Origin of the sequence: Hoylesella oralis ATCC 33269, assembly GCF_000185145.2 — a bacterium.
Lineage (GTDB): Bacteria > Bacteroidota > Bacteroidia > Bacteroidales > Bacteroidaceae > Prevotella > Prevotella phocaeensis.
This window is the reverse complement of record NZ_GL833116.1, coordinates 71,026-85,404: the sequence shown is the minus strand read 5'-3', so window position 1 is coordinate 85,404 and position 14,379 is coordinate 71,026. Positions and strand designations below refer to the sequence as shown.

At 48.1% G+C, this 14,379-nt stretch carries 12 protein-coding genes; 8 read left to right on the top strand and 4 right to left on the bottom strand.

The features are described 5' to 3' along the window. Window positions 1-32: 32 nt before the first annotated feature. The 8 genes from HMPREF0663_RS00355 (at window position 33) to HMPREF0663_RS00325 (ending at window position 11,432) form a co-directional block, all read left to right on the top strand. On the top strand, window positions 33-3,050 hold the full coding sequence (locus tag HMPREF0663_RS00355) for a SusC/RagA family TonB-linked outer membrane protein (RefSeq protein ID WP_004368013.1): 3,018 nt from the start codon (window positions 33-35) through the stop codon (window positions 3,048-3,050). A 20-nt stretch (window positions 3,051-3,070) separates the two neighbouring features. Further along, complete coding sequence (locus tag HMPREF0663_RS00350; protein ID WP_004368012.1) at window positions 3,071-4,522, top strand: RagB/SusD family nutrient uptake outer membrane protein; 1,452 nt, start codon at window positions 3,071-3,073, stop codon at window positions 4,520-4,522. Next, the gene (locus HMPREF0663_RS12030; protein WP_004368011.1) at window positions 4,515-4,661 is read left to right on the top strand and encodes a hypothetical protein; all 147 of its coding nucleotides are present in this window, start codon (window positions 4,515-4,517) and stop codon (window positions 4,659-4,661) included. The genes HMPREF0663_RS00350 and HMPREF0663_RS12030 overlap by 8 nt, the downstream gene beginning before the upstream one ends. Next, window positions 4,658-6,040: a glucoamylase family protein gene (locus HMPREF0663_RS00345; protein ID WP_004368010.1), complete on the top strand. Its 1,383-nt coding sequence runs from the start codon at window positions 4,658-4,660 to the stop codon at window positions 6,038-6,040. Before HMPREF0663_RS12030 ends, HMPREF0663_RS00345 begins: the two co-directional genes overlap by 4 nt. 27 nt (window positions 6,041-6,067) lie before the next feature. Continuing rightward, window positions 6,068-8,353, top strand: coding sequence for a beta-glucosidase BglX (gene bglX / locus HMPREF0663_RS00340; protein ID WP_004368009.1), 2,286 nt, complete (start codon window positions 6,068-6,070; stop codon window positions 8,351-8,353). Between the two features lie 145 nt (window positions 8,354-8,498). Beyond that, complete coding sequence (locus tag HMPREF0663_RS00335; RefSeq protein ID WP_004368008.1) at window positions 8,499-9,485, top strand: aminodeoxychorismate synthase component I; 987 nt, start codon at window positions 8,499-8,501, stop codon at window positions 9,483-9,485. Continuing rightward, the gene (locus tag HMPREF0663_RS00330; protein WP_004368007.1) at window positions 9,469-10,089 is read left to right on the top strand and encodes an aminotransferase class IV family protein; all 621 of its coding nucleotides are present in this window, start codon (window positions 9,469-9,471) and stop codon (window positions 10,087-10,089) included. Before HMPREF0663_RS00335 ends, HMPREF0663_RS00330 begins: the two co-directional genes overlap by 17 nt. A gap of 83 nt (window positions 10,090-10,172) precedes the next feature. Further along, window positions 10,173-11,432: a hypothetical protein gene (locus HMPREF0663_RS00325; RefSeq protein WP_004368006.1), complete on the top strand. Its 1,260-nt coding sequence runs from the start codon at window positions 10,173-10,175 to the stop codon at window positions 11,430-11,432. A gap of 270 nt (window positions 11,433-11,702) precedes the next feature. Here HMPREF0663_RS00325 and HMPREF0663_RS00320 read toward each other — a convergent pair whose 3' ends face one another. From HMPREF0663_RS00320 to hmuT, 4 genes are all read right to left on the bottom strand, one after another. Then, entirely contained in the window at window positions 11,703-12,503 is an 801-nt protein-coding gene (locus HMPREF0663_RS00320; protein WP_143150410.1) for a formylglycine-generating enzyme family protein, read from the bottom strand. A gap of 237 nt (window positions 12,504-12,740) precedes the next feature. Further along, entirely contained in the window at window positions 12,741-13,070 is a 330-nt protein-coding gene (locus HMPREF0663_RS00315; RefSeq protein ID WP_004368004.1) for a DUF2149 domain-containing protein, read from the bottom strand. Further along, window positions 13,067-13,669 carry a MotA/TolQ/ExbB proton channel family protein gene (locus HMPREF0663_RS00310; protein ID WP_004368003.1) on the bottom strand — a complete coding sequence of 201 codons (603 nt, stop codon included), beginning with the start codon at window positions 13,667-13,669 and terminating at the stop codon, window positions 13,067-13,069. Before HMPREF0663_RS00310 ends, HMPREF0663_RS00315 begins: the two co-directional genes overlap by 4 nt. A gap of 3 nt (window positions 13,670-13,672) precedes the next feature. Beyond that, the gene (gene hmuT, locus HMPREF0663_RS00305) at window positions 13,673-14,374 is read right to left on the bottom strand and encodes an HmuT family protein (RefSeq protein ID WP_004368002.1); all 702 of its coding nucleotides are present in this window, start codon (window positions 14,372-14,374) and stop codon (window positions 13,673-13,675) included. Window positions 14,375-14,379: the final 5 nt, after the last annotated feature.

Below are 14,379 nucleotides of genomic sequence, written 5' to 3'. Positions count from 1 at the left end.
ACTCGAAAAGAATTACCTTAACTTAATAACAAATGAAGAAAATCGCTTTATTATTAGTTCTGACTTTATGCGTTCAACTGACTTTCGCACAAATGCAGACAGTCAAAGGAAATGTGGTAGATGCTGCCGGCATTCCCGTTATCGGTGCTACTATTAAGGTAGCAGGAACGCAACTTGGCGCGACAACCGACCTGAATGGCAACTTTACCATAAAGGATGTACCGCAAGATGCTGCCATCGTAATTTCGTTTATTGGTATGAAAACACAAAACGTGAAGGCTGCTTCAAATCTGAACATACAAATGCAAGATGATGCAAAGATGCTCGATGAAGTCGTTGCCATAGGCTACGGTTCGGCAAAGGCCAAAGACCTGACGTCGCCCATCGCCGTGGTTAAAGGCTCCGAACTTACCTCCACACCCTCTTCATCGCCCATGTCGGCCCTTCAAGGCAAGGTGCCCGGCGTGAACGTAGTAAACAGCGGAGCGCCCGGATCGGGCCCTACAGTGAAAATACGCGGTAACGGTTCGTTTGCCAACTCTACTCCTTTATATGTGGTAGACGGTATGTTTTACGACAACATCAACTTTCTTAACAGCAACGATATCGAAGACATGAGCGTGCTGAAAGATGCCTCTGCGGCAGCCATCTACGGTGTGCGTGCCGCCAATGGTGTCGTGATTATCACCACAAAGAAAGGAAATCGTAACCAAAATGCTAAGATCACCTACGACGGTTATGTAGGTATACAGCAGGCAACCAATGTGCTCGAAATGGCAAGTTCTTCGGAATATGCCCAAATGCTCATGGAAGCAAACTACACGGCCTATGCCCCTTATGCTAAAGCGAGTATCGACCGTTACGGCGGGAGCTATGCCGATGCCGACTTCCATAATTGGACTTACGGCAGCAATACCGACTGGTATAAGGAACTGTTGCGCAATGCAGTGATAACAAACCATAGTATCGGCATCAGTGGAGGCAGTCAGAATGCCACCTATTCGCTCGGTGCAAGTTACCTTTATCAGAACGGTATCATGGATGTAGATAACAACTATCGGCGGTTGAACTTCCGTGCAGCCTTGGATTATGACGCTACGGGCTGGCTGAAAGTAGGGTTTAACGGCATTTTCAGCAACTCCCGACAGCAGTTCGCCAACAATGCAGCATGGCAACAGGCATTCAATTCGCCCGGTCTTTATCCCGTTTACGATGATAACAATACCCTTGCTACGCCCGAAAAGTATGCCGCACCGTCGTCTGTTGGCTATACCAACAACTTCTACAATCCCGTTGCAACGGCCAACTATTACGATTCCGACAACAGTGCTTGGCAGTTCAACACCAACTTCTTTGCCAAATTGCAGCTTTTGCCCGAAAGGTTGAGCCTCCGCACAAGCATTAGTTACAACCATTCAACTATGGAAGCTCGCAACTTTACTCCCCAATATTACGTGAGCCAACAGCAACATACCACCGCTACAAGGCTGAGTAAGAGCACTACAACCTACAACAACTCCATTTGGGATAATACTCTACAGTACAATGACCAGTGGAATAAACATCAATTCGGAGCCATGTTCGGCTTCTCCATGCGCCAAGAAAGGTACCGTTTCCTTACGGGTGCGCGCTCTAATGTACCCTCCGGAAAGGATGAATACAAGTATCTAAGCCTCGGAGACGAAGAAAGCGACTCCAACGGAGACGGCGGAACGACCTATCGGGGCATGAGTTATTTCGCCCGTCTGAACTATAATTACAACGACAGGTATATGCTTATGTTCACCATGCGTGCCGATGGATCGTCGAAATACCAAGAACGTTGGGGCTATTTCCCATCGGTGGGAGCAGCTTGGGTGGTTAGTGAAGAGCCTTTCATGAAAGGTGTTAAGGCCATCGACTACCTGAAATTACGAGCCAGTTGGGGTAAACTGGGCAACGATCGTGTGGTAGCTTCCGACGGTTTTGCATCTATCACAACCGGTAATGGTGCCTCCGGAGTATTCGGAAATACTACTTATCCGGGCTATCAAAATACCACCTACTTCAGTTATCTGCGCTGGGAACTCGTAGAAGAAACCAATATCGGCATCAACTTTGCAACGCTCCGCAGCCGACTGAACGTAGATTTAGATTATTTTCACCGTATGACCAGAAATGCTGTGATCAGCCCTCGTCTGTCATTCAGTAACCAAACGCTTGCCGGAAACTATGGAAAAATACTCAATCAAGGCTTTGATGTAGCCCTGACATGGAACGATCGTGCGGGCAATTTCAAATATCATATGGGAGCTAATCTGTCGTTCTTATGGAACGAGGTAAAAGGTCTAAGCGGCACATCCTTTATCCAAGGCGGCAAAACAGTGAACTGGGTAGGCCACGAAATGAACTCTTTTTACGGATACAAAGTGGCAGGTATTTACCAAAATGCGGCCGAAATAGCGGCCGATCCAGTAGCTGTTGCCAACGGACTTGAGCCGGGCGACTTCAGATATGAGGATATCAATCACGACGGAACCATCGATGGAAACGACCGGACCACACTGGGTTCATATCTTCCGAACTTCACCTACGGACTGAACATCGGCTTCGAATGGAGGAATTTCGACTTCGAAATGACCACTTACGGGCAGACCGGTGCACAGATATACAACCGTAAACGTGCATTAAGATATGCATCCAGCCTTTATAACTTTGACAAAGATCAGTACGATAGTCGCTGGACAGGCGAGGGAAGTACTAACTCTGCACCTTCTGCAAAGGCGCTTACAAAAGGTTGGAACGTAAGCGATCAGCGCGTAAATTCTTATTTTGTCGAGAGTGCAGATTTCTTCCGTATCCAGAATGTTACCCTCGGTTATACCTTTAAGAATATCAAATTCGGGGCTTACACCATGCCCGGCATTCGCTTAAGCATGACGGCTAACCGTCCGTTAACGCTTTTCAAGGCCAATAGCTTTACGCCCGAAGTCAGCGACAGCGAAGGATGGGACACGGAAGTTTATCCGTTAACGGCAACTTATACGTTCGGTGTACAAATTAATTTCTAACAACTACAAACCATACGACAATGAAATCTATAAAATATTTTTCCATCATAGCGGTGGCGAGCCTTGCGTTTACTACCGCATCCTGTGACTATTTGGACAAAGATCCCGAGGCAAAAGTGCCCGAAAAGAATGTCGATTTCACTAATCTCGACAACCTTTATCAACCCGTGTCCGGCGTATATGCAAAAGTTAGAACGGGCGGTATGCACTGGGTGATATGGCCTCTTACAATCGTACGCGACGACGATGTGTGGTCTGGACGCACCGATGATCAGCAATTATTGGTCGATTTCGGCAACTATAAATACGATAATAGCTTCTGGGGACTTAATGAAATGTGGAACCAATACTATGGTATTATCAAGACAGCCAACTCGGCTTTGATCTCTCTTGACAGCTATGAAGCCAACATGACCACCGATACACAACGCGCCAACTATCGGTCTTATTGCGGCGAAGTGCGTATCTTGCGCGCCTATGCATACTACCGACTGGTGCAAGCATTCGGTGCTGTAACGATCTTACGCCAAAATGAACAGACGGATCTCAGGCGTTCTACGATAGAAGCTGTACAGAACTACATGCTCGAAGACTTGGAATACGCTATGCAGAACTGCCCCAAATTGCGCCCAAACGAAATGGAACACATCGGTGCAGTTACCGCCTACACGGCCGAACACCTCGCTGCAAAGATATATCTTAACCGAGGTGATTACAGTAAAGTGAAGACCTTAACCGACGAGATTATCAATAGTGGTAAATTCGAGCTATACAACGACTTTTATGAATTGTTCAAAATTCCCGGAAAGTTGTGTAATGAATCGCTTTTCGAGTGCCAGACTACCGATTTCGGAACGGGCTCCGGACCGATGATAGACGTAGATCAATGGTTCGTATTTCAAGGCCCCGGCAATCTTGGTGGCTGGAATTTCATCAAATACCGCACCGCTTTTATGGAATGGGCCCATAACAGAGGCGAGAATACACGCTACACCACAACCTTTCTCATCCCCGGTTCAACCACACCGAGCGGCGATAGTATCGGGCTTTCAGGCACAAGTACCGAAGCTTGGAACGGCAAAGCATATACTCCTAAAAACCAACTTACGCCCGGTAGAACGAAATATGGCTCGAATAACAATGTCCGCATTCTGCGTTATGCCGATGTTCTGCTCATGAATGCCGAGGCAAAAGTGCGCTTAGGAGAGAACGGAGACGCGCCTTTCAATCTTGTGAGAACAAGGGCAGGCATGGCAACTATCACCGGCGTTACAGCAGACCAAATTCTTGATGAGCGCCGTATAGAGCTGTGCGGAGAGTGGGGTGAGCGTTACAACGATCTCATACGTACAGGCAAGGCAGAGTCGATAATCGGCACAAACGGATGGACAATTGAAAAGACATACTATCCCCTTCCCTTCCGACAGATAAGTGATGTGCCCGATCTTAAAGCAGATCCGAAGAATGAATAAACTGTTATTCACTTTTATAACGGCAGCACAAGCCATCGTTTACTACAGCATAAAATCTGTCGCCATGCCAAATTTACTTCATATAAAGGCATGGGAGGAAACGGGAATAGCTAAACGAATAAAAGTACTTTCAAGATGAAACGATCTATAACGATAACAACACTCCTTGTATTCGTACTATGTGTAGGAGCATGTAAGACTTCCGAAGAAAATAAAATCAACGGTAAGAATAATAACAATAGCGATGTATCGCGGCCGGCAGCCTTTGCCAACGACGACGAAATGTTGGATTACATTCAAAAGGTGAGCCTTAATTACATGTGGGACGGTGCAGAACCCACCTCCGGACTTGCCCCCGAACGCATTCATTTAGACGGCATATACCCTAACAACGATAAAGATGTGGTAACTACAGGAGGCAGCGGCTTCGGCATTGCAGGTCTGCTTGTAGGCATCGATCGCGGCTTTATCGACAGAACACAAGGCGTAGCACGTCTTCATAAGATAGTGAATTATCTGTCGCATGCCGACCGTTTTCATGGTATGTGGCCGCATTGGATCAACGGTCCCACAGGTAAAGTGAAGCCATTCGGGCAAAAAGACAATGGCGGAGACCTTGTAGAAAGCAGTTTCCTAATGGTAAGTCTGCTCTGTGTACGCCAATATTTCAAAGACGGGAATACCGAAGAACAGCAGCTTGTCGGCAAGATAAACGAGCTATGGCACAGCATGGAGTTCGATTGGTACCGTCGCAACGGCAGCGATATGCTGTATTGGCACTGGTCGCCCGACTATGGTTGGGAGATGAATTTCCCCTTGGAAGGCTACAACGAGTGTCTCATAGCCTACATACTTGCTGCATCTTCGCCCACTCATAGCATACCGTCAGCCTGCTATCATAAGGGGTGGGCACGCAACGGAGGCATAAAATCGACCGCTGCTCCCTATGGATATCCGCTGGAATTGAGGCACAACGGAGCCGAAACAACGGGCGGTCCGCTCTTTTGGGCGCACTATTCGTGGATCGGACTTGATCCGAGAAACCTCACCGATCGATATGCCAATTACTGGAATGTGGTACGTAATCACGCGTTAAGCGACTATGCTTATTGCGTTGCAAACCCAAAAGGCTTCAATGGATACGGCAAAGATTGCTGGGGACTCACCGCAAGTTATTCGATAAACGGATATGCTGCCCACGCTCCCAATAACGACTTGGGCGTGATAACGCCCACTGCAGCCCTGTCGTCCTTCCCTTATACGCCTCAAGAATCGATGAATGCCTTGAAAGGATTTTATGCCAAAGGCAGCTGGATATGGGGTAAATATGGCTTCTACGATGCCTTTTCCGAAGCTAAACAGTGGACAGTACCACGCTATTTAGCCATCGATCAGTGCACTATTGCGCCTATGATCGAGAACTATCGAAGCGGTTTACTGTGGAAGCTCTTCATGAGTTGCCCCGAAATACAGCACGGACTCGCCGCATTGGATATAAAAACAACGGCGATGCCATAATCTTTTCACCTTATTATATTACATAATATGAGAACAAGAACCATACTTATAGCCGTTCTGACGGCATCAAGTGTATGCCTTACGGCACATGCCGAGAGCGCTGATATGTACATGAAATCTTTTATAGACAACCTGATGAGCAAGATGACACTAAAGGAAAAGATCGGACAGCTCAACCTTCCCGTAACGGGAGACATCGTAACCGGACAGGCTAAAAGCAGCAACATAGCCGACAAGATACGCCGCGGAGAGGTGGGAGGTCTGTTCAATTTGAAAGGTGCAGATAAAATACGCGAGGTACAGAAAATAGCTGTAGAACAATCAAGACTACATATTCCGCTGCTTTTCGGTATGGATGTGGTCCACGGTTACGAAACTGTATTCCCCATACCTTTGGCATTATCGTGCAGTTGGGATATGAAAGGCATTGAGCACTCAGCACGCATTGCAGCCATAGAAGCCTCTGCCGACGGCATCAGTTGGACTTTCAGTCCGATGGTAGATATCTGTCGAGACGGTCGCTGGGGGCGCATGTCCGAAGGAAGCGGCGAAGATGCCTGCCTCGGATCGGCCATTGCCCGTGCCATGGTGAAGGGTTATCAGGGTGAAAACCTTGCAGCTTCCAACACCATAATGGCCTGTGTGAAGCATTTCGCACTCTATGGAGCGGCCGAAGCCGGTAGAGATTACAACACCGTAGACATGAGTCATTGGCGTATGTTCAACGATTATTTCCCGCCATACAAGGCAGCTGCCGATGCCGGAGCAGGCAGTTTCATGACCTCTTTCAACGTTGTAGACGGCATACCTGCCACGGGTAACAAATGGTTGCTTACCGATGTGCTGCGCAAAACGTGGGGGTTCAATGGCTTTGTAGTAACCGATTACACGGCTATATCCGAGATGATAGCCCACGGCATGGGCAACTTGCAGCAGGTATCGGCACTGGCCTTGAACGCCGGAACGGATATGGACATGGTTTCCGACGGCTATATAGGCACCTTAGAACAATCGCTTGCCGAGGGAAAGGTTTCGCTTCAAGCCATCGACCAAGCGTGCCGGCGCATATTAGAGGCAAAATATAAGCTGGGACTTTTTACCGATCCGTACCGCTATATCGACATCAAGCGCGCCAAGAAGTTCATTTATACACCGCAACACCGTGCAGATGCTCGTGCCATAGCTGCCGAAACGTTCGTGTTGCTCAAGAATCAAGGCGGGCTGTTGCCGCTTCGCAAAACCGGCAAGATAGCCCTCATCGGTCCGTTGGCCGATACTAAAGCCAACATGCCCGGCACGTGGAGCGTAGCCGCAGCATTCGATAAATACAAATCTTTACGCGAGGCAATGATTGGCGCCGTAGGCAATAAAGCCCGGATATTGTATGCCAAAGGCAGCAACATTATGAACGATGCTCAGATAGAGGCCAACGGTTCGATGTTCGGACGCGAGATACGCGACAGCCGACCGGCCGATGAAATGCTGCGCGAAGCATTAAGTGTTGCCGACAAAGCCGACGTTATTGTGGCTGCTGTAGGCGAAACATCCGAGATGAGCGGCGAAAGCAGCAGCCGTTCATCACTCACCATTCCCGATGCGCAGCAAGCTCTGTTGGCGGCACTCAAGCAAACCGGCAAGCCTATAGTATTGCTCAACTTCTCGGGCAGGGCCACTGTAATGAACTGGGAAGATGCCAATTTCGATGCCATTCTTAATGTCTGGTTCGGCGGTTCAGAAGCCGGAGACGCGATATGCGACGTGCTTTTCGGCGATAAATCGCCAAGTGGCAAACTTACAGTAACCATGCCAAAGAGCGTGGGGCAAATTCCAATCTACTATAACCATCTGTCTACGGGCCGTCCGTTGGCAGAAGGGAAGTGGTTCACCAAGTTTCAAAGCAACTATCTCGATATAGATAACGAGCCTCTTTACCCCTTCGGATACGGACTTTCGTACACTACGTTCAAATATGGCGACTTAGTTTTAGACAGAACTTCTATGACACAGGCCGACAGCATCCGTGCCACAATAACCGTAACCAACACGGGCAACTTCGACGGAGACGAGATTGTGCAGCTTTACATACGCGATGTAGTGGGCTCGGTAAGCCGTCCGGTAAAGGAATTGAAAGGCTTTAGCCGCATTTCACTGAAGAAAGGAGAAACCAAGACGGTAAATTTCGTGATCGATGCCGATAAACTTAAATTCTACAACAGCACGCTCGACTACGTTTGCGAGCCCGGTGAATTTAAGGTAATGGTAGGACCTAACAGTCGCGATTTGCAAAGCAAGAACTTTAAATTGTCGGAATAAGCTGCTTAGAGCATACGTCTATCTGCCTTAGTTTTACAAGATATTTGCGATATCCTATATAAATAACAAACCGGAAGGCAATGTTTCAGCCTAAAAATAGTTACCTTTGTACTCGGTCTGCAATATTTCTTGCAGCAAATATCAGATGGAACTATTCAACCGAAACGAAGCTGCGAAGCGCATAGACGCACTGGCCCGCGCCGATAAAGCGTTCGTCTTTATCATCAGTTACGACATGCAACGGGCTTATGTCGAGGAGGCCGATCGCGTTGACAGCCGCGAATGTATGTTTTCTTTCCCCGCCCTGCACAATATACCCGCCACGGCCAACAACTGTAACATGTCGCCCGTGGCGTGGCATTTCACGCCTCCGTCGCGGACAGATTACGAACATAGCATCGGTATAGTGAAACGTAATCTGCACAGAGGCAACACCTATCTGGCCAATCTTACGTGCAGAGTGCCCGTAGAAACCAATCTGAGCATGCAAGACATATTCTTTCGTTCCCGTGCCCCCTATCGCTGTTGGCTGAAGAACGGCTTCGTATGCTTCTCACCCGAAACTTTCGTGCGCATAAACAACGGCACCATCAGCAGCAATCCTATGAAAGGAACGCTCGATGCTGCCGTTCCGAATGCCGAAGATGTACTGTTGAACGATGCTAAAGAGGCTGCCGAACACGCTACCATCGTAGACCTGATACGCAACGATCTCAGTATGGTGGCGGAACATGTGCGGGTTAACAGATACAGATATATCGACCGTATCGTTACCAACAAAGGAGAAATTCTGCAAACAAGTTCGGAAATCAGCGGCACACTGTCGGAATATTACCGGCAGCACATAGGAGAACTGCTCTATACCCTACTGCCTGCGGGCAGCATAACGGGTGCCCCGAAGGCCAAGACCGTACAGATTATTGCCGAAGCCGAACGCTACGACCGCGGTTTCTATACGGGCATCATGGGATATTATGCCCACGGAACGCTCGATAGCGCCGTGATGATACGCTTTATCGACTGCGAAAACAACCGGTTATATTATAAGGCCGGCGGCGGTATCACGGCCATGAGCCGCAACGAAGACGAGTATCGGGAAGTAATAGAAAAGGTATATGTGCCGATTTATTGAAACCGTAAGGATAGTCGAAGGCAAGGTTTGTAACAGCTTCTACCACGAGGCAAGGATGAATGCCACGCTGCATCATTTCCACGGCGCTGTGCCCTTGCTCCGGTTGAGTGCCCATCTATCGGGCTTAGACAGTATGCCTAAGCTCGTTAAATGGCGATTTATCTACGATAGGCATGGCATCTATGAAAGCTCTTTCGCACCCTACCGCATACGCACCGTACGAACATTGCAGACAGTGTGCGACGATACCGTAGATTACACCTACAAAAGCGTCGACCGCACACAACTCCTGCGACTGAAAGAACGGCAGGGCAACGCCGATGAAATTCTGATTGTGAAAGACGGATATATCACCGACACCTCGTACACCAACGTGGCATTTTGGGATGGCAGCCGATGGATCACTCCTAAAACGCCATTGCTGCGCGGTACCATGCGTGCCTGTCTGCTCGACAAGGGCCTTCTGACGGAGCAAGATGTCCGTCTGGCAGACTTACACCGCTACAGTTCCGTCGCTCTTTTCAATGCCATGATCGATCTGGGGCAACTTGTTCTGCCCGTGAGCAGCATACTTCCACCCGACACATCTACAAAATATATTTGAAACACTGTCGTAGATTACCCATCGTAAAATACTGGTTTTAGTGAAAAATTGTCTATCTTTGAACCGTAATAAACCATTATTCTATGAACAGAAACTGCATTTCAGGACCGATCACGGTATCGCTTGTTCTCATATTTACCTTTTTTGCGAGTTGTACGAAACATAAAAAAGACACTTTTACCAGCCCTGCAGCAAAGGCTGCAGATACAACCAAGGCTGTTTTACCAACCCACCAAGACGGATACGTATGGTTACACGAATTGACGGAAATTCCCTACAATACCGACAAAGAGGGCTACGATACCCTTCACCATCCCAAGCTAACTATCGATATCAAGCAGAATGTGCTCGTTATAAACGGCAAATACCGGTTTCGTTTTACACGGAAAAAGGTATCAACCGATAAGTTTTTCGGCAATGACACTACATTACGGCTCTTCATAACCGAGGCTTTCAAAGCCGAAAAAGTCGATATATCGCAGACAACTCCTTGCCTTATGTTTGAAAAATATACCGACCACGGTTTCCGACTCGACAACCTTACATATAAAGGCATGCTTATCGGCACCGACAAAAGGGTGTGCATGTTCTATCGCCACATCTATCCGATCATGTTCAAACGCCTGCATGTAAAAGACAGGTCGCTCGTTAACGCCACCTATGCAGCCGCTGTAAAGCCGGATAATGTACGCTTTCCCGCCGACAAAGAGCGAGATATAACGATTATACTGCCCGCCTTGTACCGCAATGAGCCCGTTTCAAAGTACACACACATGAAGAACGAGACGTGGTATGACTTCTATCAAAACCGCAAGAAGCAATTCCTACTGAGCAAAGCCCGTATAAAAATCAGTAAAGAATACGACAACTGTGCGGGTGTTTACGGCGCTCAAATAACGTCGAGTCGTAAGTCTATCTTTCTTATCCAAGGCATCAAACCACGACAACAGCAGCTCTTTACGCTGAAAAACTTCCCCTCTTTGGTTTATCCGGGCGATGTACAAGTATTCAATTTTGGCGGAGAAACCTACGAACTTAGTGCAAGCGGCGACTGTACAAGCTACTTCATCGACAACTGGGGCGGGGTTTCGAACTACAAACTTTACCTTGCCAAGGCGGGCAGCCCTTACAAACAGCTGCTCGCAGCAGTACCCCTGTTCGAAGCAACCCGACCGGATATCGTTTGGATAGGCGATATGAACGGCGACAAGAAGCCCGACTTTGTGCTCGATTTATCGGAGAATTATGAAGAAGAAACCAAGGTGTTGCTCCTTTCTTCCAAGGCAATATCGCACAATTTTGTACAGTGTGTGGGGTATTCCAGCTATCAATTCGACTGCTAAACGGTTGTAGCAGGCACGTCGTACCATAGATCCATGCAATTCCCGCCCGCTCTCTACCGGTGACAAATCTGCTGCCTACGGATAACAAACCTCCCTTATACTAAGGTAATCGGGGCAGTAAATGTAAAAAAGAGCATCTGCCTTTAGGTTGCAGATGCTCTTACCAAGTAAGCTATGGCCTTTGCCTACCCTTATTTTTCTATACGGCAAGACCTGTAAAAAGGGCGTTTCTCCGTACTCAGAAGATACCTCTTCCTATCTTAACAGGATTTACAACGGGCGAACTACACGGAAACCAGTGAACTCGCTCCCTATGGTTTGGCCGCTTACAACGCGCTCTGCGCTGCGACATTCCTCGCCTCCAAAAAAGTAACTTCCGCCACGCAACACGCGTCCTTTACCCGTAGAAGGCCCTACAGGATCGGTAACAGCGTCCTTAGGATATGGGCCATAGAAGTCTTCACACCACTCCTGAACGTTTCCGTGCATATCACAAAGGCCCCATCTGTTAGGAGGATAGACTCCTACTTCTGTGGTCTTCCAGAGCAATTTGCCCTTTGGATTGTTGCCATAAGGCTTTTCACCGTTGTAATTTGCCTGATCTGTAGTGATATTGTCGCCCGTATTGAACGGCGTGGTGGTGCCTGCACGACAAGCATACTCCCACTGTGCCTCGGTCGGAAGTTGGCAGTTGGCCCATTTGCAATAAGCCTTGGCGTCTTCCCAACTTACGTTTATCACCGGTCGTTTGCCTCTTCCGAAGCCTTCATCGGTAGGTTTCTTGCGGTTGGTTGCCTTGCAGAACTCATCGTATTGGTCGAAAGTAACGGGATATTTGCTCATCTTGAAACCCTTGAGCGTTACTTTATGCTGCACTTCATCGATGCCGTGTCCCAGCTCAGAGGCATGACTACCCATGACAAATGTCCCTCCGTCGACCTTAATCCATACAAATCCGTGCGGATCAGGTGGCTCCGGTTTGTCTTTTTCATTATCTTTACTGCACGAAACGAATGCTGATGAAGCACATAAAAGTCCCAAGAGGAACATCATTAAATACTGTTTTTTCATAAAATAATAATAATTTGGTAAATATAAATTTAAAATTCAAGCAGTTTAAAGAGTTAAACTGTTATGGGAGTTAAGCCATCAGACCGCCTGCAAAAACTCCTCCGAACGTTCTTATTCTTTTAAGATACCGGAAAAAGCACGGCCTACGCCCCTGCTTACTTCATATCTTTACGGCCCTAACACCTATGGTTTATCGGCGATAAACATGCCCTGTAACGCCCATAAAAGTACCGTTTGTTACTCTGGCACATAAATTATTTCGCCGTTGTCGAGTTCATACGCTATGCCCACCTTGCGCCCCTTGGTGCCGTCGGTGTTGCTCTGGTCTTTGGAAGGCGTATAGCGTTCTATCTTTTGACCTTTCTTGCTGATGATCTCCATGTTCTCTTTACCCGGGTTTTTCACCATGGTGAAGTCTTCTTTACTGAACATCTCGGTCATGTTGTAGCGCGTAACGAGCGCCACCATCAGTGCCACTGCGAACACCATAGCTACGTCGAAAAGGTTCCCTACCGAGCTCATAGGATCGAAATCGCCGTCTTGTAAGAGTAATCTGCGCCGTCTCATACAGAAGTATTTTTACGGTTCAACAACTCTGCAAGGAACTCCAGCTGCGTTATATCCTGCATATACCACCGCTTCTTTACCTGTAATGTAATCATACCCACAGCACCTGAGAACAGTCCAACGACAGTTGTCGCAAATGCAACCTGCATATTATAGGCCATGGTGGCAATATCACCGGTGGAAAGTCCTACCAATGCCGGCCCCATAGGGATAAGTGTGCCCATTAGACCTAACACCGGACCGAGCTTGACAAGCGTTTTAGAGATGCCCATATCCCTATCTGCCGCAATTTCATATTGCGAGAGCAGGCGCGAGATGTGCGCACTACTGCCGGCATTTGCAAGCATACGGTGCACAAACGTAAGCAATAACGACGATGCACGGTGCGGCAAACGGTCGGCAAGCGTATCTACGTTCGCCATGGTGAGCCCTTCGAGCTCGGCTGTAGCCGCAGTTTGTACCCTACGCATATTCATGTATTGCCCGAAAAATGTGCCTATGAGCAGCAATGACCTGCCGAACAACACGAGCAACAACACGACAACAGGCACGAGAAGCCCCGTAGATATCCAAAATAAAACGTCTGAAATGTAAGTCATTTTTTATCGATTGTTTATATTATTATTCCGTTTCTGTTTCAACGCATACCATGCCATGCCGCACAAGAGCCCCGCCATAAGCAATACGAGAAAGCCGCACAGCGCCGTAAGGTCTATGCTGTCGGCAGACTTGGTTTGTGTTTCACCGTTCACAGTTGCCACTACTCCGACCACTGCCACGAGCACATTCGAGAGGAAAAGCATCTCTAAACGCAGGTCGTTTTCGGGCAGCAACAGGCGCAGAAGCACTCTTCCCAAAGGCACCACCGCAAGGATAGCGGCGGCAAGCATATAGGCTATGAGGGTAAACGATGTGCCGGGCAAGGCGAAGATGAGTTCTACAAGGGTGGCGAACACCACAGGGAACACAATTATACCCGGGTAAAGAGTGAGCAATATATGTATGGCACGGCTGCGAGGTTTGGCTTTTTCGGCACTCGGCATGCGCACCGTGAAGAGACAGAACGTGAGTTGCGCCGCCACGTCTATGGTCAATATCACGGCTATGTCGCGCATTAATTCCGTGTTCTTTAACCAATCGGCAATCTGAGTTTTAGACTGTTCTATGGCCAAAGGCCACATCAAGGCGGCAAACAGTGCCAGAACAACTGTGGTAACCGCCAAGGCGCGCCATGTTGTAAAGGTTTGCTTCAACAAGAAATTGAAGCAAACCAATATCATAAGTATAGCTACTACCGTTTCCATTCAGC